The sequence below is a fragment of the Skermanella mucosa genome (assembly GCF_016765655.2).
Classification (GTDB): Bacteria; Pseudomonadota; Alphaproteobacteria; order Azospirillales; family Azospirillaceae; genus Skermanella; species Skermanella mucosa.
Genome location: NZ_CP086106.1, coordinates 2,834,102 through 2,858,225, shown reverse-complemented (window position 1 = coordinate 2,858,225; position 24,124 = coordinate 2,834,102). Strand labels below are relative to the sequence as shown.

At 65.7% G+C, this 24,124-nt stretch carries 23 protein-coding genes; 16 read left to right on the top strand and 7 right to left on the bottom strand.

All coding sequences use genetic code 11. From position 1 onward, the window contains the following. Positions 1-73 precede the first annotated feature (73 nt). Complete coding sequence (locus JL100_RS13035; RefSeq protein ID WP_202679453.1) at positions 74-919, bottom strand: hypothetical protein; 846 nt, start codon at positions 917-919, stop codon at positions 74-76. A gap of 818 nt (positions 920-1,737) precedes the next feature. Between JL100_RS13035 and JL100_RS13030 the strand changes: the two genes are divergently transcribed. Next, entirely contained in the window at positions 1,738-3,288 is a 1,551-nt protein-coding gene (locus JL100_RS13030; RefSeq protein ID WP_202679454.1) for a DegQ family serine endoprotease, read from the top strand. Positions 3,289-3,321: 33 nt separating this feature from the next. Here JL100_RS13030 and JL100_RS13025 read toward each other — a convergent pair whose 3' ends face one another. After that, on the bottom strand, positions 3,322-3,801 hold the full coding sequence (locus JL100_RS13025) for a CsbD family protein (protein WP_202679455.1): 480 nt from the start codon (positions 3,799-3,801) through the stop codon (positions 3,322-3,324). A gap of 92 nt (positions 3,802-3,893) precedes the next feature. On the opposite strand from JL100_RS13025, the gene JL100_RS13020 reads away from it, so the two are divergent. Then, the gene (locus tag JL100_RS13020; protein ID WP_202679456.1) at positions 3,894-4,946 is read left to right on the top strand and encodes a zinc dependent phospholipase C family protein; all 1,053 of its coding nucleotides are present in this window, start codon (positions 3,894-3,896) and stop codon (positions 4,944-4,946) included. Here the strand turns inward: JL100_RS13020 and JL100_RS13015 are convergent. The 3 genes from JL100_RS13015 to JL100_RS13005 all read right to left on the bottom strand — a co-directional run bounded on the left by JL100_RS13015 (position 4,930) and on the right by JL100_RS13005 (position 6,666). Then, positions 4,930-5,277: a RidA family protein gene (locus tag JL100_RS13015; protein ID WP_202679864.1), complete on the bottom strand. Its 348-nt coding sequence runs from the start codon at positions 5,275-5,277 to the stop codon at positions 4,930-4,932. The two genes, JL100_RS13020 and JL100_RS13015, sit on opposite strands and share 17 nt — an antisense overlap. A 277-nt stretch (positions 5,278-5,554) precedes the next feature. Beyond that, entirely contained in the window at positions 5,555-6,472 is a 918-nt protein-coding gene (locus JL100_RS13010) for an ROK family protein (protein ID WP_202679457.1), read from the bottom strand. 47 nt (positions 6,473-6,519) lie between these two features. Beyond that, positions 6,520-6,666: a hypothetical protein gene (locus JL100_RS13005; RefSeq protein ID WP_202679458.1), complete on the bottom strand. Its 147-nt coding sequence runs from the start codon at positions 6,664-6,666 to the stop codon at positions 6,520-6,522. Here JL100_RS13005 and JL100_RS13000 point away from each other — a divergent pair. The 9 genes from JL100_RS13000 to JL100_RS12960 all read left to right on the top strand — a co-directional run bounded on the left by JL100_RS13000 (position 6,665) and on the right by JL100_RS12960 (position 14,650). After that, complete coding sequence (locus JL100_RS13000) at positions 6,665-7,381, top strand: hypothetical protein (RefSeq protein WP_202679459.1); 717 nt, start codon at positions 6,665-6,667, stop codon at positions 7,379-7,381. The genes JL100_RS13005 and JL100_RS13000 overlap by 2 nt on opposite strands. Before the next feature lie 78 nt (positions 7,382-7,459). Continuing rightward, the gene (locus JL100_RS12995; protein ID WP_228421232.1) at positions 7,460-8,197 is read left to right on the top strand and encodes an AzlC family ABC transporter permease; all 738 of its coding nucleotides are present in this window, start codon (positions 7,460-7,462) and stop codon (positions 8,195-8,197) included. Continuing rightward, on the top strand, positions 8,190-8,528 hold the full coding sequence (locus JL100_RS12990; RefSeq protein ID WP_228421231.1) for an AzlD domain-containing protein: 339 nt from the start codon (positions 8,190-8,192) through the stop codon (positions 8,526-8,528). Before JL100_RS12995 ends, JL100_RS12990 begins: the two co-directional genes overlap by 8 nt. 449 nt (positions 8,529-8,977) lie before the next feature. Continuing rightward, positions 8,978-9,895 carry an ABC transporter permease subunit gene (locus JL100_RS12985; RefSeq protein ID WP_158045399.1) on the top strand — a complete coding sequence of 306 codons (918 nt, stop codon included), beginning with the start codon at positions 8,978-8,980 and terminating at the stop codon, positions 9,893-9,895. 4 nt (positions 9,896-9,899) lie between these two features. Continuing rightward, complete coding sequence (livM, locus tag JL100_RS12980) at positions 9,900-11,387, top strand: high-affinity branched-chain amino acid ABC transporter permease LivM (RefSeq protein WP_202679460.1); 1,488 nt, start codon at positions 9,900-9,902, stop codon at positions 11,385-11,387. Continuing rightward, positions 11,384-12,271: an ABC transporter ATP-binding protein gene (locus JL100_RS12975; protein ID WP_202679461.1), complete on the top strand. Its 888-nt coding sequence runs from the start codon at positions 11,384-11,386 to the stop codon at positions 12,269-12,271. Before livM ends, JL100_RS12975 begins: the two co-directional genes overlap by 4 nt. A gap of 8 nt (positions 12,272-12,279) precedes the next feature. Beyond that, complete coding sequence (locus JL100_RS12970) at positions 12,280-12,990, top strand: ABC transporter ATP-binding protein (RefSeq protein WP_201081265.1); 711 nt, start codon at positions 12,280-12,282, stop codon at positions 12,988-12,990. A 9-nt stretch (positions 12,991-12,999) separates the two neighbouring features. Next, positions 13,000-13,368, top strand: a complete 369-nt coding sequence (locus tag JL100_RS12965; RefSeq protein WP_202679867.1) for a DUF6867 family protein — start codon at positions 13,000-13,002, stop codon at positions 13,366-13,368. A 163-nt stretch (positions 13,369-13,531) separates the two neighbouring features. Further along, positions 13,532-14,650 carry a branched-chain amino acid ABC transporter substrate-binding protein gene (locus tag JL100_RS12960; RefSeq protein WP_202679462.1) on the top strand — a complete coding sequence of 373 codons (1,119 nt, stop codon included), beginning with the start codon at positions 13,532-13,534 and terminating at the stop codon, positions 14,648-14,650. A gap of 85 nt (positions 14,651-14,735) precedes the next feature. On the opposite strand, the gene JL100_RS12955 is transcribed toward JL100_RS12960, so the two are convergent. Next, positions 14,736-15,035 carry a hypothetical protein gene (locus JL100_RS12955; protein ID WP_202679463.1) on the bottom strand — a complete coding sequence of 100 codons (300 nt, stop codon included), beginning with the start codon at positions 15,033-15,035 and terminating at the stop codon, positions 14,736-14,738. Positions 15,036-15,194: 159 nt separating this feature from the next. Between JL100_RS12955 and JL100_RS12950 the strand changes: the two genes are divergently transcribed. The 4 genes from JL100_RS12950 (at position 15,195) to JL100_RS12935 (ending at position 20,010) form a co-directional block, all read left to right on the top strand. Beyond that, entirely contained in the window at positions 15,195-15,410 is a 216-nt protein-coding gene (locus tag JL100_RS12950; protein ID WP_202679464.1) for a hypothetical protein, read from the top strand. Positions 15,411-15,862: 452 nt separating this feature from the next. Next, on the top strand, positions 15,863-17,242 hold the full coding sequence (gene gor / locus JL100_RS12945) for a glutathione-disulfide reductase (protein ID WP_202679465.1): 1,380 nt from the start codon (positions 15,863-15,865) through the stop codon (positions 17,240-17,242). Positions 17,243-17,405: 163 nt separating this feature from the next. Continuing rightward, complete coding sequence (locus JL100_RS12940) at positions 17,406-18,794, top strand: class II 3-deoxy-7-phosphoheptulonate synthase (protein WP_202679466.1); 1,389 nt, start codon at positions 17,406-17,408, stop codon at positions 18,792-18,794. A 61-nt stretch (positions 18,795-18,855) separates the two neighbouring features. Next, positions 18,856-20,010: a nicotinate phosphoribosyltransferase gene (locus JL100_RS12935; RefSeq protein WP_228421230.1), complete on the top strand. Its 1,155-nt coding sequence runs from the start codon at positions 18,856-18,858 to the stop codon at positions 20,008-20,010. 12 nt (positions 20,011-20,022) lie between these two features. On the opposite strand, the gene JL100_RS12930 is transcribed toward JL100_RS12935, so the two are convergent. Continuing rightward, positions 20,023-21,981 (bottom strand): methyl-accepting chemotaxis protein, encoded by a 1,959-nt coding sequence (locus JL100_RS12930; RefSeq protein ID WP_228421229.1) that lies wholly within the window; start codon positions 21,979-21,981, stop codon positions 20,023-20,025. A 503-nt stretch (positions 21,982-22,484) separates the two neighbouring features. Between JL100_RS12930 and JL100_RS12925 the strand changes: the two genes are divergently transcribed. Continuing rightward, the gene (locus JL100_RS12925; protein ID WP_202679468.1) at positions 22,485-24,110 is read left to right on the top strand and encodes a protoglobin domain-containing protein; all 1,626 of its coding nucleotides are present in this window, start codon (positions 22,485-22,487) and stop codon (positions 24,108-24,110) included. Positions 24,111-24,124: the final 14 nt, after the last annotated feature.

Here is a 24,124-nt window from a genome sequence, read left to right as displayed (position 1 = left end):
CACCTTGCGTGGCAACCCGCCGAGATCTTCTGCTCGACATGGAAGGGAAAGTAACCCCCTCCTTTTATAAATGTCAGCGCGGGCGGCGAGCTGCCCGATGGGCAGGGATCGGAATCGGACGGTTCACCTGCTCGTCGCGACGGCTCGCCGACATGTCGATCTCGATACGTGCCAATGCCTTGCGCAATTCATGGACCGCATCGTGAAGGGTCTGAATGCTGCCTTCGCTGGGCGCCTGTTTCCACCCGCGATAAGCCACCAGGCATGACCGCGCCGTGTCGCGGAGCCGCCCTTCGACTGCATCGACGGGAGGGGCCGGTTCCGGTCGGCCAGATGGCGAAGCGACACGAGCGGTTTCACCGCCGGTGACCGGCTGGGGCTGCGGAATCGCCGCGACGGGAGCGGGCCGGGCTTCGACCGGAGCAGCAGCCGGTGCGGATTCCGCCGTCCGGCCAGCGGATTGCGCGGCATTGCGTCCGATATCGGACGCGCGCAGCTGCGTCCGACCTTCCGGAGTGGCGCTGCGGCGAGGCGCCGGGCGCGGCTCCGCCGGCGGTTCGGCCACGGGCTGCTTCTCCGCTACGCTGGGCGTCGGGGCGGATGCGGGTTCTTCCGCTTCGTCTGGCGCGGGCTGCTGCTGGGGCTGGGCAGCCGTGTCGGGTTCCCGCGCCGGAGTAGCCTGTTCCTCTTCCGCCGGGCTCGCCGTCTCGCTGGCACGGGGAGGTGCGGGTTCCATTCCGGAGGCTTCGGCCTTGCGGACGATGTAGGAGATGGCGCTTGGAGTGCAGTCAAACTCCCGAGCAATCGCGGACAAAGTCGCGCCCGCCCGGTGCCGCTCCAAGATGTGCGGCCATGCCGATTGTGGAATTCGGCCGCGCCGCTTGGGCGCCTCCGGCTCATTGCCGGCTTCAGCGCTCATGATATCGCTCGGTTGCCAGAGTGAAGATTGCGTCATTGGTTCGGTGACTTTGCTCGGAGAAAATTGCGCAAACAGCGCGGCGTCCTCTCAGAGGGCAGCTACGTTTACGCATGACAGCGGTGTTGATGTGGTCTGTTGAGAACAATATTGGGTATTCGCGATCAAATTACCAGCACCGTTTTCACTCGTACAGGAGATTTGTCGGCGGAGCCGCGAATTTTTGCGCCGCCGCGTCGCGGCGTTGGAGAAGTACCCGCGATTGAACGAAGTCAAGATGGCTGTTCGTCAGCATTTTCAAGCAAGAATCGGGCATTTCGGGGATAACGGAGACGCAGCGGACGGTGTTCCGAACCGAGGCGCCAGATGCCCGGCATAGCGCGTAGGGCTGACGATGGACAGCCGAACGCCGGACGAATCGGGTCGGCGTTCTCCCGACTACGAAAATTGTCTCTGCTTGTATCCTAAGAAGAGCCTATTCATTTATTGAAAAAGCTTTTTCACTGCAGCCTAAAGTAATAAAATGTGGTTAACTGCTCGCGAAGCTCTTGTTTCCCTATATTTCCCGGAGCATGGAAGGAGCCGGACCATGGGAACTGCGCAAGAATGCCCGGACCCGATACGGCCATGCCGTGGCGTTTATGCTTCCTTCGATACAATGACGCAACGAGCATCGGTGTTGCAGTGTTGAGTGACCGCATGGCACCGCGATGCTGCGCCCGGTTCCGGCGATGGTCGATGGATCCGTCGTTCCGGGCAATTCGCAGGCCGAGTTTCCGTCGCCGGGCTTCTAACGCCAAGTTTCTTTCGGAGGACCGTTCATGATCCCGTCTCACCATCGCCCGCATCGCGCCGGAGTCGGTCGGCGACTGCTGGCTTTGCCGCTTGCCGCGTTCATCGGCGCAGCCGGGTTTGGCCTGCCCATGCCGGCTTCGGCGCAGAGCGGGCCGCCCGGTTTCGCGGATCTCGCGGAAGAACAGATCAAGACAGTCGTGAACATTTCGACCACTCAGACCCGAGGGCCGGGCGGTCCCGGCGGCCCGGGCCTTCCCGGCCGGCCGCCGGGGCAGGGCCCCGGCGGTCCGGGCGGTCCGGGCGGTCCCGACATCCCGGAGTTCCCGCCCGGCTCGCCCTTCGAGGAATTTTTCCGCCAGTTCCGCGAGCAGCAGCCGACGCCGAGGCCCGTGACGGCGCTGGGATCGGGCTTCATCATCGATCCCGACGGGCTGGTGGTGACGAACAATCACGTGGTCGCCGACGCGGACGAGATTCAGGTCACGCTCCATGACGATACCGTGCTTGACGCCGAACTGGTGGGCAATGATCCCCTGACCGATCTGGCGCTGCTGCGGATCAAGAGCGACAAGCCGCTGCCCTCCGCGCGCTGGGGCGACTCCAGCCGCCTGCGAATCGGCGACTGGCTGATGGCGATCGGCAATCCGTTCGGCCTGGGCGGAACCGTGACGACGGGCATCCTGTCGGCGCGGGCGCGGGACATCAACCAGGGTCCCTACGACGAATTCCTGCAGACCGACGCATCGATCAACCGCGGCAACTCCGGCGGGCCGCTTTTCAACATGGCCGGCGAGGTGATCGGCATCAACACCGCCATCTTCTCACCGACCGGCGGCAGCATCGGCATCGGGTTCGCCGTGCCGTCGTCCCTGGCCCGGCCGGTGCTGGAACAGATCCGCGATCATGGCAAGCCGCGCCGCGGCTGGCTGGGCGTGCAGATCCAGGCGGTCACCCCGGAAATCGCGGAGAGCCTTCAACTGCCGGAGCCTCGCGGGGCCCTGGTGACGACGGTGACCGGCGGCGGTCCGGCCGAGCAGGCGGGCATCCGGCAGGGTGACGTGATCCTGCGCTTCAACGGCCAGGACGTGGACGCCATGCGCCAGCTGCCCCGGCTGGTCGCAGACACGCCGATCGGCCAGCAGGCCGACGTGGTCGTACAGCGCGGCGGCGAGAACCGCACGATCAAGGTCACGGTCGGAGACCTCGACGAGGCGCAGCAGTCCGCCGCGCTGGGGACGGAGCAGACGCCTCCGGGCAGCGAAAGCACCAGCCCGCCGACCACGGAAACGCTCGGCATGACGCTTTCGACCCTGGACCCGGCGACACGCGACGCATTCAGCATTCCGGATACGGTCGAAGGTGTCGTGGTGACCGAAGCCGCGCAGGACAGCCCGGCCGCAGGGCAGGGGATCGCTCCGGGGGACGTGATCGTCGAGGTCGGTCAGGAGCCGGTCGAAAATCCTGAGGACGTCACGTCGAGGATCGACCAAGCGCGTCAGGCTGGTCGCAAGAACGTGCTGTTGCTGCTGAGCCGGGGCGGCGAACTTCGCTTCGTGCCGCTGCCCCTGGAGGGCTGAGGCAAGGGCTGGGCGGACTTGACCGGGGACCCGTCAGCGGCGTCTCCGGACGATTCCGCCCAGCATCATTCCGATGCCGAATGCGATCAGCAGCGCCGCGCCGGGGTGGGAACGGACGTGCCGCCGGGTGCGGCTTACGGCCCGTTGCCCACGGCGCTCTGCGACGGCGCGCATTTCGGCAAGTCCGCGCTGTCCGGTGGCGGCATGGGCCGCGGCTTGGCCGAAAGCCTGTTCGGCCAGGCCGCGGATCGCGGCAGCCGCTTCCGCCCGCGCCCGGGCCGCACGGTCGGCGTGCTTCCCGGCCTTCTCCCTAAGTTCGGCGGCCCAGTCACTTACGTCGCGGAGCGCGTCCTCACGGGTGACGGCATAGCTTTCCGAGATCGCCTCGACCAGACGGTCGCGGCTTCCCCGTAGATCGTCGATTTTCTCCTGCGGGATCCGTCGCCATTTTTCCCGAACCAGGTCCTTGTACTTGCCCCAGTTCAGTTCAATGCTGTTCCAGTCCAAGTCCATGGGAACTCCTGATCCGAATTCGAAAGGTGACCCGGGTTGAACAAACTTTCTCGGCTTCCGGTTCCTGTCGGGACGGACCATGGAAGGCCATGATGCCGAAGGAATTGACACACATCCTGTTCGCGGACGCCGTCGCGGCAGATCTGGAATCCGGTGGCCGAACCGGCTTGGCGAGCCTGCTGCGTCGCGACCGTGCCACGCTTCATTTCGGTTCGATCGCCACCGATACGCTCTTCTACGGGTTCACGTTGCCGGTGCTGGACCGGGACTTCCACCCCTGGGGCGACATCATCCACGGGGAGGAGGGTGAGGATACCGGCACGCCGATCCGCGAAATGCTGGAACGGTTGCGAGACGGCACGGCGGCAAAGTCAAGTAACGCTTCGGACGACGCCAAGTTCGTCTTCGTCTGTGGTTTCCTGACCCATATGGCGCTGGATATCGTCTTCCATCCCTGGGTCTATGCGGTTACCGGGCAGTATTATGACGCCGACCCGGTGCGGCGGATGGACTCGCAGATGCGTCACCGCCTGGTGGAATCGTGGCTGGACCTGCTGATGCTCCGCCGGCAGGGAAACGACCTCGCCCATTCCGGCCTGATGGAGGCGGTGCGGCGGAACGGGACGACAAACCTTGCCTGCCTCGGCTTCTTCGCGGATTGTTTCCGGGCGGCTTGGCGGATCGACGGCGACGTCGGGCGCTATGCGCGGCGCTTCTACCGGATCCAGATGCTTCTCACGCGGATGTTCGCGTCCCCTGCCGCCATGAAGGTCACGGCGAGGGCGAACCGGATGGCGGGAGGACGGCTGCGCAGCTTCCTGGCCCTGTTCTATCCCGCCGATCCGGACCGGATGCCGATGGAACTGTTCGCCTTCGACGGATACCGCCACCCGGTCACGGGGGAACGGGTGGCGGCGACGCTGGAGTCGATGTGGAATGACGCGCGGCGACTGGCTGTCGATCTGCTGACCGCCGCCCACGACGTCAGGAACGGCGCATCGCCGGATGTTCTCGACGCGGTGCTGGGCGGCCGCAGTCTCGATGTCGGTCTGTCAGGCTGTCCGGCCACCAGGGCCGTTCACTTCGACATATTCCCGTCCGCGCGGATGTGGGGCTATCCCGGTCCGATCACTTCGCCGCGATGACCGCAATCTCGACCTGATACTTGGGAGCGGCCAGCTTCGCCTCGACGGTCGCTCGAACCGGCGGGTTGGAGGCATCCACCCAAGCTTCCCAAGCGGCGTTCAGCGCGCCGAAATGGGCCATTTCGCTGAGGTACACGGTCGCGGACAGCAACTTGCTCTTGTCGGTGCCGACGAGGGCCAGGAGTTCGTCGATCTGGCGCAGGATCTGCTCGGTCTGGCCCTTCGCGTCGGCCGTGGTGTCCTCGGCGACCTGGCCGGCGAGGTAGACCGTGTCGCCGTGGACGACTACCTGGCTCATGCGCGGGCCGATTTTGAAACGCTGGATGGACATCGGTTCTCTTCCCTGGTGAATTTTTCTGGCAAGGGTTCGTGCCAGCGCAGTGTTCGCATCCCGGAGGGCGTGGCGCAACCGGTTATGGCGAAATCGTTGTGGCCGGCCTTCGGCGAAATGCTCGCCCCGGGTCTTGCGAAAAGCGCCGGTCATTGAAACAAGTTTTTGCGCACCGTTACTTTCCCGCCGCCGAGTAATCCATGAACGAACTGGTCGATGAGCAGTGGCACCGACTTTACGCCCTTGTATCCACCGTCGAACCGGAGGCGGGATAGCCTCACGGGGCCGCATTTTCGGCGGCGCTCCACAGCCAGGCGGCTCCCCGGACGCCGCTCGAATCGCCGTGGCGGGCGGGAACCACGGGCGTGTCCACGGTATCGGAAATGCACCAGCGGCTCAGCAGCGGCGGCAGCATCGCATAGAGGCGGGCCACGTTGGACATGCCGCCCCCCAGCACGATCACGTCGGGGTCGAGCACGTCGATCACCATGGCCAGGCTGCGCGCCAGACGGCCGGCGTAGCGCTCCAGGCTCGCGGAGGCGCCAGGATCGCCCGCATCCGCCTTGGCCGCGATCTCCTGCCCTGAAAGCTGCTCTCCCGTGATCCGGGCATGGTCGGCGGCGAACGCCGGGCCGGAGATCCAGGTCTCGATGCAACCGGGCCTCCCGCAGTAGCAGGCCGGGCCGGGATACTCGTCCGGACCGGGCCAGGGAAGGGAGGTATGCCCCCATTCGCCGGCGATGCCGTTGCGCCCGGTCAGCACCCTGCCTCCGGTCACTATGCCGGCGCCGGTTCCGGTACCGACGATCGCGCCGAACACCGTCCCGAAACCCGCACCGGCGCCGTCCGCCGCTTCCGACACCGCGAAGCAGTTGGCGTCGTTCTGCACGCGCACCGGCCGACCGACAAGCCCGCTGAGGTCGTCACCCAGGGCGTGGCCGATCAGCCAGGTGGAATTGGCCTTCCTGACCAGACCCCCGGGCGGCAGCACGACGCCGGGTATGCCGATGCCGACCGTGCCGCGATCGCCCGCCTGCTCCTCCAGCCAGGATACCAGCCCCGCCAGCGAGTCGAGGGTTGCTGCATAATTGCCACGCGGTGTGCCGATTCTGCGGCGAGAGAGTTCCCGACCGTTGCGATCTATGGCGATTCCCTCGATTTTGGTGCCACCAAGATCGATGCCGATGCGGATCATTGAGGAAAACCAGCGGATTGAGCGGTTGACGAATATGAGGCCGGAGCTTAGCCGATGGAACGCCAGTCATCACCGCCAAAAAAAAGCGGCAGGCAGACGTTGTATCCCGCAGCATATTCAGGCAATCTGCGCTCAAAGAAGTAATTCTTTCGCGCCATCCAACCCATCCGGAATCTCGACAGGGCCGTCTTCATGAACAGCGCCACCGACCCCCATCGCGAGAAGCCGGCGCGCCGCAGCGCGCGCCGCATCGTCACCGCCGTCACGGCCGCCTGCGTACTGGCGGCGTCGTCCTCCGCCTGGGCCAAGTCCGCGTGCTATTCTCCGGCGGAATATGACGCCGAGCAGGCGATGCGGCTCCATACGGAGTTGATGGTCATCGGCCTGACCTGCAATTCGGTCCAGCAGGAACGCAACCTGTTCGCCAAGTATCAGAGCTTCACGACCAAGCATCGCGCCCAGCTGATGACCTGGGAGAAGGTTCTGATCGGACATTTCCGCCAGACCGACAAGTCCAATCCGACCCGCCGGTTCGACGATTTCCGGACCGTCCTGGCCAACGAGATCGCCCAGCGCGCGGCCTTGCTGACGCCGCCGGTGTTCTGCCAGTCCCACAGCGACCGGGTGGACCAGGCGATGGCCATGACCGATGGGGACCTGAAGCAGTACCTGTCGACCGGGGACGCGGGTCAGATCGCGGCGGCACCGCCGTGCGGGGTAAAAGTCGCCGAAGTGCTGGGCGACGAGAACGTCCCGCAGGTGGCGCAGGCCTCCAGCAAGCCGCAGGTCCAGGGCTCCAAGGCTTCGAAGACCGCTTCGAAGTCCAAGCCGGCCAAGGTAGCGAGCACCGGCAAATCGGCGCCCGCCAAGCCGAACAAGACGGTCGTGACCGCCGCCAAAGTTGACTGAGGACGGCCGCGGAGTAATTCTCGCTTCCGGCGGCGGCCGAACACCATTCCGGAAATCCGGCCGCCGTTCAGGACCCTGATGACTGCCACCGCAACGCCGGCCGGATCCAAGGCCCGGCGCACCATGTTCCTCATCGCCGCGCGGGAAGCCGTCGGCATGCCGTCCATCGTTCTGGGCGCCAGTTACGTGGGCTTCGGATCGCTGGTCCGGGAAAGCGGGATAGGCCTGTGGCTCGGCCTCTTTTCCACGCTGTCCGCCTGGGCGCTTCCGGGGCAGGTGGCGCTGGTCGAACTTTACGGCGTCGGCGCCTCGCTGCTGGTGATCGCCCTGGCGGTGGCCCTGACCAACGCCCGGCTGATGCCGATGACGATAACCCTGATGCCGCTGATCCATGACCCGGCGGTGCCGCGCTGGCGCTATTATCTATACTCCCACTTGGTCGCGGTCACCGGCTGGGCCTTCTCGATGCGCCGCTGCCCGGAGATGCCGCGGGAGGTCCGGCTGTCCTACTTCGTCGGGTTCGCGACGGTCCTGTGGCTGGCCAGCCTGATCGGGACGGCGGTAGGCTTCCTCCTGGCGGACGCGGTGCCGCAGTCGGTTACGCTGGGGCTGGTCTTCCTCAACCCGATCTATTTCATGCTGATATTCGCGACGGACCTGCGCCACCGGGCTCGGGTGATCGCCCTGGGCCTGGGAGCCGTGATGGGGCCGACGCTCCACACCGTTTCCCATGACTGGGGACTCATGCTGACCGGCCTGATCGCCGGGACCGCCGCGTTCGGGGCCGACAGGTTGATCGCGAGGCATCGTGGCTGACGGCTGGATCTTCGTCGTCCTGTTGGTGGGGGCTGCCGCGACCTATGTCTGGCGGGCGCTTGGCGTGGCATTGTCGGGCCGGATCAATCCGGGGGGACCCGTCTTCGAATGGGTCGGGTGCGTCGCCTATGCGCTGCTCGCCGGGCTGATCGCCCGCATGATCATCCTGCCGGTCGGGCCGCTGCAGGAAACCGACCTGGGTTCCCGCCTGGTGTCCGCCGCCATCGCGCTCGCCGTGTTCTTCATCATGCGCAAAAGCATATTTTTCGGCGTCACCGCCGGTACCTTGGCGTTGATCGGGCTGACGGTCGCCGGTGTCCATATGTTCTAATTGTCGTCGGCACCGTTTCGGCTCCACCATTCATTGCGGATTTCAAAAGAATGGCCGGATCTTAAGTTTACCGGCCAAGTGTCGGCCGGGTGTTTCATTTCGAGCAGGCTGCGGGTTTCTTGTGCTGCAGTTGCACAAGGTTCGCTCAAGGCGGTTCGCGTCTCCGGACGCCCGATTTTCCCCGCTTGCCCGGCCGTGGAGGGTAATATAACGTCGCGTCAAGAATAAGGCCGGCGGGCTGAACCGTCGTGCCGAAGGTTCGAATCGGGAGACTTCCGACTGTTTGCAATTCCGTCGGCGCCGCAGGGCTTCGCCACGCCGGCTATTCGAGCTGTTCGCAAGGGCCTGGGTCCCGGACCCTCCCCTCTGGCCAGCCGGGCGCGACCCGCGCCTGGAAGGGATGGTGTGTGCCGACTCTGTGACGCAAACGACGTCTGGGTAGCGAGGACATGGAATATTTCCTTCAACAATTGATCAACGGGCTGACGCTCGGGGCCATCTACGGCCTGATCGCGATCGGCTACACGATGGTGTACGGCATCATCGGCATGATCAATTTCGCCCATGGCGAGATCTATATGATCGGTGCCTTCATCGCCGTGATCAGCTTCATCGTGCTGGGGGCCGCCGGGATCACCTGGGTACCGGTGATGCTGATGCTGGTGCTGATCATCTCCATGGTGTTCACCAGCATCTACGGCTGGACGATCGAGCGGTTGGCCTACCGGCCGCTGCGCGGGTCGTTCCGGCTGGCGCCGTTGATCTCCGCGATCGGCATGTCGATCTTCCTGCAGAATTACGTCCAGCTGGTCCAGGGCGCCCGGGTCAAGCCGATGCCGCCGGTGATCCAGGGCGGCTTCGTGATCATGGAGCGCGCGGACGGGTTCGTGGTCAGCCTCAGCTACCTGCAGATCCTGATCATCCTGCTGACCACCGCGCTGATGGTGGGCTTCACCCTGCTGATCACCCGCACCGACCTGGGGCGCGCCCAGCGCGCGTGCGAGCAGGACAAGACCATGGCCGGCCTGCTGGGGGTGAACGTCGACCGGACGATCTCGCTGACTTTCGTGATGGGCGCGGCACTGGCCGCGGTCGCGGGCGTGATGGTCACGCTCTACTACGGCGTGATCGACTTCTTCATAGGCTTCCTGGCGGGGGTGAAGGCGTTCACCGCCGCGGTGCTGGGCGGCATCGGCTCGCTGCCCGGAGCCATGCTGGGCGGACTGCTGATCGGCCTGATCGAGGCGTTCTGGTCGGCCTATTTCTCGATCGAGTACAAGGATGTGGCGACCTTCGCCATCCTGGTCCTGGTGCTGATCTTCCGCCCCACGGGTCTGCTCGGCAAACCCGAAATCGAGAAGGTCTGATCCGATGACCGCAATCGTTTCACACACTCCCGAACGGCGGCGCCTCGACGTGGCGGCCATGGTGAAGGAGGCCGGCCTCACGGCACTGGTGGCGCTGGCCCTGACATTTCCGCTGGTGGGGCTGCGGACGGTCGACGTCGGCTCCCGCCTGACGGTCACCACCCGCTTCGACGAGGTGCTGATCAGCGTCGTGCTGGTCTTCATCGGCCGGATCGGCCTGATCCTGACCCGCGAAGGCCATGCCGCCGCGGTCCTGGGCGTCAGCCTCGCCATCGCGGCCGTGTCGTGGTTCGTCCCGTTCCCGAGCGAGGTCCTCAAGGTCATCACCATCACGGGCGCCGCGGTGCTGGCGATCCGGGCTGCGATCACGGTGCGGCGCGACCGCAGCACGCTGAGCCAGCAGGAGCGCGACCGCGCCATGGACCGGCTGGGCGCCAGGGTCCAGGACGCCGCCGTCTGGATCGGCCCGATCGCCATCGTCTTCGCCATCGTCCTGCCGTTCCTGCCGTTCGCCAGCCGGTCGGTCGTGGATATCGGCATCCTGATCCTGACCTACATCATGCTGGGCTGGGGCCTGAACATCGTGGTCGGCCTCGCCGGCCTGCTGGACCTCGGCTATGTCGCCTTCTACGCGGTCGGGGCCTATTCCTACGCGCTGCTGGCCGAGTATTTCGGCTTCAGCTTCTGGCTCTGCCTGCCGCTGGCCGGCATCCTGGCGGCCTTTTCCGGGCTGGTCCTCGGCTTCCCGGTGCTGCGCCTGCGCGGCGACTATTTCGCGATCGTGACCCTGGGCTTCGGCGAGATCATCCGCGTGGTCCTGCTGAACTGGGCCGTCTTCACGGGCGGGCCGAACGGCATTTCCGGGATTCCGCGTCCCAGCTTCTTCGGGATCGCCGATTTCGACCGGCGCCCGGCGGAAGGCGAGGTGGCGTTCCACCAGCTCTTCGGGATCGAGTTCGACCCGATGCACCGGATCATCTTCCTCTATTACCTGATCCTGGTGCTGGCGCTGTTGGTCAACGTCTTCACCATGCGGATCCGGAAGCTGCCGCTGGGTCGCGCCTGGGAGGCGCTGCGCGAGGACGACATCGCCTGCACGTCGCTGGGCATCAACCGGACCAACATCAAGCTTGCCGCATTCACCATCGCCGCGATGTTCGGCGGCTTCGCCGGCTCCTTCTTCGCGACTCGCCAGGGCTTCATCAGCCCCGAAAGCTTCACCTTTATCGAATCGGCGATCATCCTGGCGATCGTCGTGCTGGGCGGCATGGGCAGTCAGATCGGCGTGGTCGTCGCGGCCGTGATCGTGATCGGCCTGCCCGAGGCGTTCCGCGAACTGGCCGAGTACCGCATGCTGACCTTCGGCATGGGCATGGTCCTGATCATGGTCTGGCGGCCGAGGGGCCTGCTGGCCCACCGCGATCCCACCATCCTGCTGCACCCAAAGCGCAGCGCCAGGCAGCAGCAAGCCGATTCGGAGGCGGGGGCATGACAGCCGTACCCGATACCCCAGTACCCGGAACCCCGTTGCTCGAGGTCGAGCACCTGACCATGCGCTTCGGCGGGCTGGTCGCCGTCAACGACGTGTCGTTCACCGCGATGGAGCGGCAGATCACCGCGATCATCGGCCCGAACGGCGCCGGCAAGACCACCATGTTCAACTGCCTGACCGGCTTCTATTCGCCGACCGTCGGGCGGCTGGCCTTGCACCGCCCGGACGGCGTCTTCCTGCTGGAGCGGCTGGAGGCGTTCCGGATCTCCCAGCAGGCCGGAGTCGCCCGGACCTTCCAGAACATCCGGCTGTTCGCCCGCATGAGCGTGCTGGAGAACCTGGTGGTGGCCCAACACAACAAGCTGATGAAGGCGTCGGCCTTCACGGTCGCCGGCCTGCTCGGCCTGCCCAGCTACCGCAAGGCGGAGAAGCAGGCGGTCGAGCTGGCGCGCTACTGGCTGGACAAGGTCAAGCTGACCCGGTTCGCCGACTGGGAGGCGGGCAACCTGCCCTATGGCGCCCAGCGGCGGCTGGAAATCGCCCGCGCGATGTGCACCGAGCCGGTCCTGCTGTGCCTGGACGAGCCGGCGGCGGGACTGAACCCGCGCGAATCGGGCGATCTCAGCGAGTTGCTGATCCATATCCGCGACGAGGAGAAGATCGGCGTGCTTCTGATCGAGCACGACATGAGCGTCGTCATGAAGATCTCCGACCATGTCGTGGTGCTGGACTACGGCCGCAAGATCTCCGACGGGACGCCGGAGTTCGTCAAGGGCGACCCCACGGTGATTCGCGCCTACCTGGGCGAGGAGGAGGACGAGGAGCTGCCGCCCGAGGTGATGCAGGACCTCCCCGAGGTCGCGGAGCGGGAGGAGCGGCCATGAGCGAGCCCATGCTGAAGATACAGGGCGTCCACACCTTCTACGGCTCGATCGAGGCCCTGAAGGGCGTTGACATGGAAGTGTCCGCCGGCGAGATCGTGACCCTGATCGGCGCCAACGGTGCCGGCAAGTCGACCCTGCTGATGACCATCTGCGGCAACCCGCAGGCCAAGTTCGGCAGGATCATCTTCGAGGGCGAGGACATCACCCGGGTCCCGACCTTCGAGATCGTGCGCCGCGGCATCGCCCAGTCGCCCGAGGGGCGGCGGATCTTCGGCCGCATGACCGTGCTGGAGAACCTGCAGATGGGGTCGGTCACGGCCCAGCCCGGCAGCTTCGACCGCGAGCTGGAGCGGGTCTATACCCTGTTCCCCCGCCTGAAGGAGCGGCAGTCCCAGCGGGGCGGCACGCTGTCGGGCGGCGAGCAGCAGATGCTGGCGATCGGCCGCGCGCTGATGAGCCAGCCGCGCCTGCTGCTGCTGGACGAGCCGTCGCTGGGCTTGGCGCCGCTGATCGTGAAGCAGATCTTCAAGGTGATCGAGGATATCAACCGCGAGCAGCGGATGACTGTCTTCCTGGTGGAGCAGAACGCTTTCCACGCGCTCAAGCTGGCCCACCGCGGCTATGTCATGGTCAACGGCAACATCACCCTCCAGGGCACCGGCCGCGAACTCCTCGCCAACGAGGAGGTTCGCACCGCATATCTGGAAGGCGGGCATTAGGAGGCCATGATGGAACAGCTTCTCGGCACCTCGATCCCGGTGTTCATCGGCCTGACGGTGATCCTGTTCGGCGGCGCGGCCTTCATGACCGGGCAGGGCATGGCGTCCAAGTGGCGGCCGATGCGCACCGCCTTCCTCTACACGGCGCTGCTGGGAGTGGGAGACCGCTTCCTGGTCTACGCGTTGTTCGGCGGAGAACTGCTCAGCGTGACCGGCTACGTCATCCATACCGCCGTGCTGACGGCGATCTGCATCGCGGCATACCGGATGACCCAGGCCAGCAAGATGGTGAAGCAGTATCCCTGGCTCTACGAGCGCAGCGGCCTGTTCGGCTGGCGCGAGAAGAGCTCCGCCGGTGGTCACGCAGCCGTATCGTAAGTCAGGGGATGACGGATTCTGTCGCACTGCGCGACAGGCCGGATATAATGAAAATACAACAGGGAGTGCCGCCCGTCGATCGCACCGCGATGCGGGCGGCGACCGGTTCGGCCTTCCCGCAAGGCATGTAACGGCCAGCTCATGAACAGGGAGCATTATGGTTATGAAGTTCAGAAAAGCGCTTCTTGCGGCGACCGCCGCTTTCACCCTCGCCACGACCGCCGCCTCGGCAGCCTATGCGGACGTGACGATCGCCGTCGCCGGGCCGATGACCGGCCAGTACGCGGCGTTCGGCGAGCAGATGAACAAGGGCGCGCAGATGGCCGTGGCCGACCTGAACGCCGCCGGCGGCATCCTGGGCGAGCAGATCAAGCTGGAAGTGGGCGACGACGCCTGTGATCCCAAGCAGGCGGTGGCCGTCGCCAACCAGCTCGCAGGATCGGGCGCCGTGTTCGTGGCGGGGCACTTCTGCTCCAGCTCCTCGATCCCGGCCAGCCAGGTCTACACGGAAGAGGGAATGCTTCAGATTTCCCCCGCTTCGACCAACCCGAAGCTGACCGACGAGGCCAAGGGCAACAACGTCTTCCGAGTCTGCGGTCGCGACGACCAGCAGGGCAAGGTCGCCGGCGAGTACATCGCGACCATGTACAAGGGCAAGAACGTCGCGATCGTCCATGACAAGAGCGCCTACGGCAAAGGCTTGGCCGACGAGACGCAGAAGTCGCTGAACGCGGCCGGCCTGAAGGAGAAGCTGTACGAGGCGTATACCGCCGGCGAACGCGACTATTCGGCCCTGGTCAGCAAGCTGAAGCAGTCCGCCATCGACGTGTTGTATGTGGGCGGCTATCATACCGAGGCCGGCCTGATCGCGCGCCAGCTGAAGGATCAGGGCATGAATGTCCAGATCATCTCGGGCGACGCGCTGGTCACCGAGGAATACTGGACGATCACCGGCCCGGCCGGCCAGGGCACCCTGATGACCTTCGGCCCCGATCCGCGCAACAAGCCGGCCGCCAAGGCGGTGGTCGAGAAGTTCCGGGCCCAGGGCTACGAGCCGGAAGGCTACACGCTGTACACTTATGCGGCGATGCAGATCTTCAAGCAGGCCGCGGAAAAGGCCGGCTCGACCGATCTGGACAAGGTGGCGGCGGTGCTGCGCAGCACCGAGTTCGACACCGTGATCGGCAAGATCGCCTTCGACCAGAAGGGCGACGTCACGACCCCGGCCTATGTCTTCTACAAGTGGAACGACGGCAAGTACGCCGAAGTCACCACCAACTAAAGCCGCTTGAACGGCACGACGAAAAGCCCGGCGCATCGCGCCGGGCTTTTTTCGGGCCTGGACCCTGCCTCGAAGAGGCAGGGCCTCAGTGCGCCGCGAGCTTGGCCTGTTCCGGGGCCGGGGGCCGGTTCTGCAGGACTTCAGCCGGCTTGATGCCGACATGCTCCTCGCAGAGACGCAGGACGTCACGCCAGAAGGCGGCGGCGCGGAGATTATTCGCGGCGATAAGTTCGACCAGCTTGACCTTGGCCAGCCGCACGGAGTCGTCACCCAGTTCTTCGACCAGGCGAGTCGCTACCAGAAGAATGTCGAGATCGGTTTTCATGTCCATGTAACGGTCAAGATGAGGCATCTGTTCCTTTTGTGACTGACCTTCTTCAGGCATACGACATTCGATAAGCGGCGGATCGCTGTTGCGTTTCCGTCACAAAACCCAAACCTGCGATGTGGGGTATGCGGAAACTCTCGCAAGGGTACCGCCACTGGTTTAATCATCTCCCGGTGCCGGCTTGGTTGGAATGGTCACAGGTTCTGGAGAATGCCAATGCGGCGAAGGAAACGTGATATAGCGGAAGGCCAGCGTTACCGCAGGCTTGGTCCCGGGGGCAGCGTGTGGGAAATCGTCGCCGTCCGCAAGGACGTCATGGGGGCGACCCACGCCCAGATGAAGCGGGCCGACGATCCCAAGACGCTGAAAACCTTGGCGATCGCCGCCCTGCTTGACCCGGAGCAATTCGAGCGGGTCGGCGAAGAGGCCTGACGGAAAAATCCGCCAGGCCATAGTTTCCGAACCTTGGCAACCCTTGTCGGCAGCCGCGGCAAGGGACTCCCCATGCCGGACCGGTTCGCGTCGAACACCTCTTGCAGTCGGACCAACCGCTGTCGGGTAAGGGTATTGGCACGTGGCGCGGACGTCATCCCGATCGTCAGCCGTCAACTTAGAGCGGTGCGTTTTCAAAGCCGAACTCGGTTGACCAGAATGCAAGCATTCCGGGTTGGAGTTTGCAATTCCGCAGGTCCGCCCACACCGGCTTTTCGCAATCACCTCTCGACACGCGTTCTGCCCCTGTGCCGTGGCTCCAGGATTGCCGCAACGCGCCTGAAAAGCCGTGACGGGGTTCCGGTTCGAGCCTTCCGGGGCCATTTGCGTTAGGCTATGCATTGCCGGAGCCGGTATCCGCAGTGCTGTGTCCGCATCAGAGGAATGAGACGATGGCGTCCTACGACTACGACCTGTTCACCATCGGCGCCGGATCGGGCGGCGTCGCCGCCAGCCGTCGCGCCGCTTCCCACGGCGCCCGCGTCGCGATCTGCGAGGGCAGCAAGGTCGGCGGAACCTGCGTCATCCGCGGTTGCGTGCCCAAGAAGCTGCTGATGTACGGCGGACAGTTCCGCGACGCCTTCGAGGACGCCGTCGGTTACGGGTGGGACGCCACCGTTCCGGATTTCGACTGGTCGAAGCTGCTGGAGGCCAAGGACCGGGAGATCGACCGGCTGAACCGCATCTATATCGGAATGCTGGAAAAGGCGGGGGTGACCCTGATCGAAGGCTTCGGCCGGCTGATCGACCGCCATACCGTCGAAGTGGCCGGGCGGCGCTACACCGCGCGCACCATCCTGATCGCGACCGGCGGGCATCCGGTCGGACCGAACCTGCCGGGCTTCGAACACGCCATCAGCTCGAACGAGGCGCTGGACCTGAAGCGGCTGCCCTCGCGCATGGCGATCATCGGCGGCGGCTACATCGCCGTCGAGTTCGCCTGCATCTTCAATGCGCTCGGCGTCGACATCACCATGATGATCCGCAGCGGCGACCTGCTGAACGGGTTCGACGACGATATCCGCCAAGCGCTCGCGGTTGAGATGCGCAAACGCGGGATCACGATCCGGACCGGCGTCAAGCTCGACCGGCTGGAAAAGCTCGACAACGGCTATTGCGTCGTCGCGCGCGACGGCGAGCGGATGGAGACGGAGCTGGTGTTCGCCGCGACGGGCCGGGTTCCCAATACCCGCAGCCTGGGCCTGGAAGAGGTCGGGATCGAGCGGGACGACAAGGGCGGCGTCAAGGTCGACTCCTGGTCGCGCACCAACATCGACAACATCTACGCGGTCGGCGACGTGACCAACCGGGTAGCGTTGACACCGGTCGCCATCGCCGAAGGGCGCGCCTTCGTCGAGACCATGTACAACGACAACCCGATGGAGGTCGATTACTCCAACATCCCGACGGCCGTGTTCAGCAGCCCGCCGATCGGGACCGTCGGCCTGTCCGAGGCCCAGGCCCGGCAGATCTGCGGCGAGATCGACATCTACAAGAGCGGTTTCCGGCCCATGAAGAACACGCTGAGCGGTCGTGACGAACGGACGCTCATGAAGCTTGTGGTGGACCGCCGGAGCGACCGGGTCATGGGCGCGCACATGCTCGGACCCGACGCGCCGGAGATCGTCCAGGGGCTCGCGATCGCCATGAACTGCGGAGCCACCAAGCGGCAGTTCGACCGCACCATCGGCCTGCATCCGTCCGCAGCCGAGGAATTCGTCACCATGCGCGAGAAGGTGCCCGACCCGGTCCGCAGCGAGGCGGCGGAGTAGGGGGCCGGGACCGCCGCGGCCGGTGCGGCGGCACCTCCGAGTCGCGGCGGATTCTTTAGCTCTGGAAATGAATCGCTTAAGGAAGTATAGCCAGTTTCCTTGGAATATCGAAAATACGACCGGTGCTATGGTGATTGCGCCGGTCAACGTGGAGGATGGTGCCATGGCCGAACGCTGGACCCCGAACACCTGGCGCTCGAAGCCCGTCAAGCAGATGCCTTTTTATGCCGACCAGGATAAGCTGGCCGCGGCCGAGCAGCGTCTGTCGAACTATCCGCCGCTGGTCTTCGCCGGCGAAGCGCGGCGTCTCAAGGCGGCCCTGGCGGACGTGGCCCACGGCAACGGTTTTCTGCTCCAGGGCGGCGACTGCGCCGAAAGCTTCGCAGAGTTCCATCCCAACAACATCCGCGACACCTTCCGGGTCCTGCTCCAGATGGCGGTGGTGCTGACCTTCGGCGGCGCCACGCCGGTTGTGAAGGTCGGGCGCATGGCGGGGCAGTTCGCCAAGCCCCGCTCGACCGACACCGAGACCATCGACGGCACCGAGCTGCCGAGCTACCGCGGCGACATCATCAACGGGTTCGACTTCGACGCGGCCTCGCGGGAGCCCGATCCCGACCGCATGGTGCAGGCCTACAACCAGGCGGCCGCGACGCTCAACCTGCTGCGCGCCTTCGCCCAGGGCGGCTATGCCGACTTGCACAAGGTCCACCAGTGGAACCTGGGCTTCGTGGAGCGCAGCCCGGCCGGCGAGCGCTACCGCGACCTGGCCGACCGGCTGGACGAGACGCTGAACTTCATGGCGGCCTGCGGCATCACCGCGGAGACGACGCCCCAGCTGCGCGAGACCGACTTCTTCACCAGCCACGAGGCGCTGCTTCTCCCCTACGAGGAGGCGCTGACCCGCGTCGACAGCACCACGGGCGACTGGTACGACGTGTCGGCCCATATGCTGTGGATCGGCGACCGCACCCGCCAGCCAGACCATGCCCATGTGGAGTTCCTGCGCGGCGTCAAGAATCCGATCGGCCTGAAATGCGGCCCGACCAGCGACCCGGACGAACTGATCCGCCTGATCGACATCCTGAACCCGGCGAACGAGCCGGGACGCCTGACGCTGATCGCGCGCATGGGCCACGAGAAGGTCCAGGACAAGCTGCCGGCCCTGATCCGCAAGGTCCAGCGCGAGGGGCGGGTAGTCGTGTGGGCGTGCGATCCCATGCACGGCAACACGATCAAGTCGTCCACCGGCTACAAGACGCGGCCGTTCGACCGCATCCTGTCGGAGGTAAAGGACTTCTTCTCCGTCCACCAGGCGGAGGGGACCCATCCCGGCGGCGTCCATTTCGAACTGACCGGCCAGGACGTGACGGAATGCACGGGCGGCGCCCAGGCGATCACCGACCATGCCCTCGCCAAGCGCTACCATACCCACTGCGACCCGCGCCTGAATGCCAGCCAAGCCCTTGAACTGGCGTTCCTTATCGCCGAAGGTCTGAAGCGGAGCCGTCAGCAGCAGGACCGGGAGCGCCGGATCGCCGCGGCGGAGTGACGCGAAAACAAATCCCGGAGCGGCCCCCCGCCGCTCCGGGACCAGCCAGAGCAAAAGAATCTTGGACAGTCGAGACAACGACCGCAACCTGCAAGCCCCCTGGCCGTCGGTATCCGACATCGCCCGGTGGACCGATACCTATTTCCTGCGCACCAAGGACACGGTCGGCCGGTTCGGCGACAAGCGGGTCACCTACGCGATCTTCATGCGGCGGCCCGTCGTCTCGGCGCCTCGGCTGGCGGTGGATTGGCTCCAGGGGGTCGCCCGCGAACGCGGGTTCGAGGTCGAGGTGGACCTGCTCCATACCGAGGGCCGCTGGATCGGCGCCGGCGAGCCGATCATGTACATCACCGGCCCGCTCTATCATCTGGTCGACCTGGAAACCCTGCTGCTGATGAAGCTGGGGCCTGCCTGCGTCGCCGCCTACAACGCCTTCACCATGTGCGCCGACCTTCCCAAGGTGGCGTTCCTCGCCATGGACGCCCGGCACTGCGCCGGCACCGAGATGGCGGAGATAATGGCCTATGCGGCCAGCGTCGGCTCGGCCCGCGCCAAGCGGAAGGTCGGCGCCGTCGGCTTCGTCGGCAACGCCACCGACGCGACGGCCCATTATTTCGGCCGTTCCGCCGGCATGGGGACCATGCCGCACGCCCTGATCGGCTATGCCGGGTCGACCGTGCGGGCGGCCGAGATGTTCCACGAGACCTTCCCCGACCAGAACCTGACGGTCCTGGTGGACTATTTCGGCCGGGAGGTCACCGACAGCCTGGAGGTCTGCCGGCGGTTGCCGCATCTGGCCGACGAGGGCCGGCTGAGCATGCGCATCGACACGCCGGGCGGCCGATTCATCGAGGGCTTGGACCCGCCGGGCTCCTACGCGGTGCTGGAGCGGCACGTCCCGGCCGCGATCCGCGGCTACCGGGACGAGACCCAGCTCCGTTACCTGATCGGCACCGGCGTGTCGGCCGCCGCCATCTTCCACTTGCGGGACGCGCTGGACGCCGCAGGCTTCGACAAGGTCAAGATCGTCGCAAGCAGCGGCTTCAGCCCGGCCAAATGCCGCATCATGGCGGAAGCCCAGGCGCCGATCGACGTGATCGGGACCGGCAGCTACCTGCCCGAACGCTGGACCGAGACCTACGCGACCGCCGACATCATCGAGTATGACGGCGAGAAGCGGGTCAAGGTGGGCCGCGAGTTCCTGTTCCGGAAATAGCGGCCCCCGCTCTCAGCCCGCCCTGACGCGGTCCAGGAACGCACCCACCTCGCGCCGCATCCGGTCGGTGTCGCGCGCCAGCCCGCGCGCCGCGTCGAGCAGCTTGCCCGATGCCGATCCCGCTTCCGTGGCGGCTGTCATCATGCCGGCCACGTTGCGCGAGACTTCGTGCGTGCCGACCGCGGCCTGCTGGACGTTGCCGGCGATCTCGCTGGTCGCGGCACTCTGCTCCTCCACGGCCGAAGCGACCGTTGTGGAAATCTCGTTGATCCGCACCACGGTGGCGCCGATCCCCCTGATGCCCGACACCGCGAAGCCCGCGGACCCCTGGATTTCCGAAACCTTGGCCTGGATTTCCTCGGTCGCCCTGGCCGTCTGGGCGGCGAGGTTCTTGACCTCGGACGCGACGATGGCGAAACCCTTGCCGGCTTCTCCGGCGCGTGCCGCCTCGATCGTGGCGTTCAGGGCCAGGAGGTTGGTCTGGCTGGCGATGTCGTTGATCAGTTGGACCACGTCGCCGATCGACTGTACCGAGTTCGACAGTCCCTCCACCGTGCGGTTGGCGTCGTCGGCCTCCCTCACGGCCGCCGCGGTGATTTCACCGGACAGGGCGACCTGCCGGCCGATCTCCTGGATGGAGGAGCTGAGTTCCTCGGATGCGCCGGCGATCATGTTGACGTTCCGCGATGCCTCCTCGGAGGCGCCGGAGATCGCGGTGGATTGCTGCCGCGTCTGCTCGGACGAGGACGCGACGGTCTGCGCCGCCGATTCCACCTGCATCGCGGCGGCAGCCACCGCTTCGACGATCCCCTTGACCTGGCTTTCGAACCCGTCGGCTACCTGAAGCAGCGCTGCCCGGCGCTCTTCCGCGGCCCTGGCCTCCGCCTGCCGCCGCTCCGCCGCCAGGCGGCGCATCTCCAGGCCGTTGGCGCGGAACACCTCGACGCTTCGAGCCATCTCGCCCACCTCGTCGCGGCGATCCATGCCGGGAACGGCCGCATCCAGGTCGCCCTCCGCCTGCCTCCGCATGACGTCTCCGAGCGCGAGCAGGGGAGCCGTGACGCCGCGCGAGATCATGAAGCTCAGCACCAGCATGGCCGTGACGATGCCCGCCAGCGCGATCCAGCCCAGCCGCTCCGCTTCCCGGCCGACCTTCTCGCTTCCGGCCAGCGCCTCCGCCCTCGCCGTCTCCTGGATTGCGGAGGCCTCGGCGAGGATCGGTTCCATGCGGGCGTAGGCCTCGGACAGTTCCTTCAACTGGTCGCCCAGGCCGAGCGTGGCTTCCGCCAGGGCGAGGAAGTCGCGCTGATAGGCGGCCATCTTGCCCGTGATCTCCGCCGCGACGTCGCCGGGCAGGGTCGAGGTGGCAAGTTCAGCCGTGAACTCGGCCTGCCGCGTCTTCATCTCCTCGACGTACTTCGAATCGATCCGGGCCAGGAAGTCCTTCTCGTGCCGGCGCATCATCAGCATGGCGATCGTGAGCCGCGGCTGGTCCCTGTCCTTCAGCGTGCTCTCCACCGCCCTGACCGAGGACCGCAGGGAGCCCAGGAGACCCTCGGTCTCCTTCAGGCCGATGCGGATACGCGTCGCCGCGACCGCCGAGAAGCTGTTGCTGTACGAGGACATTTCGGCCCTGATCCGGTCGAGGCGCCCCGCGATCTCACCCGACGCGGGATGGGCGATGGCATCGGCTATCAGGCTGTTCGCCCGCGCCACCGTGGCTGCGTTGCGTGTCGCATACTTCTCCTCGCTGCGCAGCAGGAAGTCCTTCTCGGCCCGCCGGGCATCGAGAAGCGCCAGCTGGAGCGCCACTATCCTGTCATTCAGGGTGGATGCCGACTGTGCCTGGGACGCGAAGCTGTTCTCGCGCGTCCGCTCGTAGGCCTGGAAGCCGGCCAGCAGAACCAGGGCCACAGCCCCGACCGCCCCGATAAGGCCGATCTGTATCTTCAGGCTGAAACGTGAGAGCATTCTGTTCACGTTACCCTCTCGGAATGAGAAAATGCACGGCGGCCGTACCGGCGCCCATTACGACCAAGCCTGTCCTGGAAATATGAATTTTGAGTTACAGATTTGTTTCGAGGACGCCGGGATTTGGAATTCCTGCTAGTAATAACCTGTTTCGAGTGAGTATGTTTTCGTTCTTCTCCTGGTGTCATACGCTACTTATTCACCAGTCCCACTTAATTTTTCTTACGACGCGGCAGAACAGTTCTTATGCAAAAATATTATTTATCCGTTTAAGGCAATTACCGCCTGCTCCCTCGGCAGCAGTCGTAGCTGAACCGCCTATCCGTCAATGGCCTTGAGGCCGGTATTTCGCTGTGGGCCGGCTTTCACCTTGCCGCGGCCGGCCTGACGCCCCACCGGCCTGCAATCCGGATGATCGTTTGGAAACTGGTGGAAGGGTTTGATAAGCCTTTAGTCATAATACTGGGCGTTCTATGGTGGCGTGCTGGAACCCCGGAGGCAGGATGTCCAACGATCTGGATCGCGAAGCAAGGCTCGGATTCCTCGGAATCAATGACGAAACGCGATCGGCCTTGCGGAACTTCGCTCCGACCCTCGACGCGACCCTGCCGAAGACCTTGGACAGGTTCTATGAGCATCTCGCCACCGACGCCGAGATGCGGGTCATGCTAGCCGGCGTTTCGATCGACCGCCTCAAGGAGGCGCAGCGCCGTCACTGGACGAATCTGTTCGCAGGGACCTTCGACGATGCCCAACTGGATCGGACCGTCCAGATCGGCTCCACGCACCAGCGTATCGGCCTCGAGCCGCGCTGGTACATCGGCGGCTATTCCCTGGCGATGGGCGACCTGATGGACGCGGCGGTCAGCCGCTACCGCTGGCAGCCGGCCCAGCTGAGGCGGGTGCTCCGGGCGATCGTCCAGACGGTATTCCTGGACATGGACTTGGCGATCTCCTGCTATATCGAGAGCGGCGACCAGAACCGGCAGAAGGAGCTGTGGCACCTTGCCGACACGCTGGAGCGGGAAGTCCATTCGGTCGTGTCCCAGGTCGCCGAGCGCGGCGGCCATGTTTCCAACATCGCGACGCAGACGTCTGCCGCGATCGACCGCGTGGCCGGCAACGCGACCGCCGTGGCGTCTGCGGCCGAGCAGGCCACCGCCAGCTTCGAGACCGTGGCCGCAGCGGGCGAGCAGCTCTCCGCCTCGGTATCGGAGATCAGCCGGCAGGTCAGCGTTTCGCGCACCGTCACCCGGCAGGCGGTCGATCAGGCGGGATCCGCGAACCTCTCGGTGCAGGGGCTGGCGACCGCCGCGGGGGAGATCGGGCAGATCGTCCGGGTGATCAACGAGATCGCCGGCCAGACCAACCTCCTGGCCCTCAACGCCACGATCGAGGCGGCACGCGCGGGGGAGGCCGGGAAGGGCTTCGCGGTGGTCGCCAACGAGGTGAAGGCGCTGGCATCGCAGACCGCGCGCGCGACCGAGCAGATCTCCGCCCAGATCGCGCGCATCCAGGCCGAGACCGAGAAGGCGGTGTCGGGCATCCAGAGCATCGTCGGCGTGATCCACGAGGTGGAGGCGATCTCCGCCGGCATCGCCGCCGCAATCGAGCAGCAGACCGCCTCGACGGGTGAGATCAGCCGCAGCGTCATGGAAGCCGCCGCCGGGACGCGGCAGGTCGCCGCCAGCATCACCGAAGTGGCCCATGACACCGGCGAGGCGTCGGAGTTGATGCACGAGGTGCGGTCCGAAACCGGCACCATGACCCAGCATGTCGGTCACCTCCAGAACGAGATCGATCGGCTGATGAGCACGATGAGGACCCACGAGGTATTCGACCGCCGGAGACACCGACGGCACGCCGTCGATTTCTCGGCGACGGTTTCCGTCGGCGGTGCCAGGAGGCAGGTCGGGCTGGTCGACCTGTCGGCGGGCGGCGTCGGACTCGTCGGGACCATCACGGGTTCGGCCGGCGGGATGGTCGAGCTTGTCCTTCCCGGACTTGAGGCCGCGATCCGGGGGCAGATCCTCTCGACCGAGAGCGACATCACCCACCTGAAGTTCGAGCGGACGCTGACGCCGGTCGAACTGGCGGGCCTGCTGCGGTCGGGCCAGATGGCGGCATGACCGACGGTCCCGCC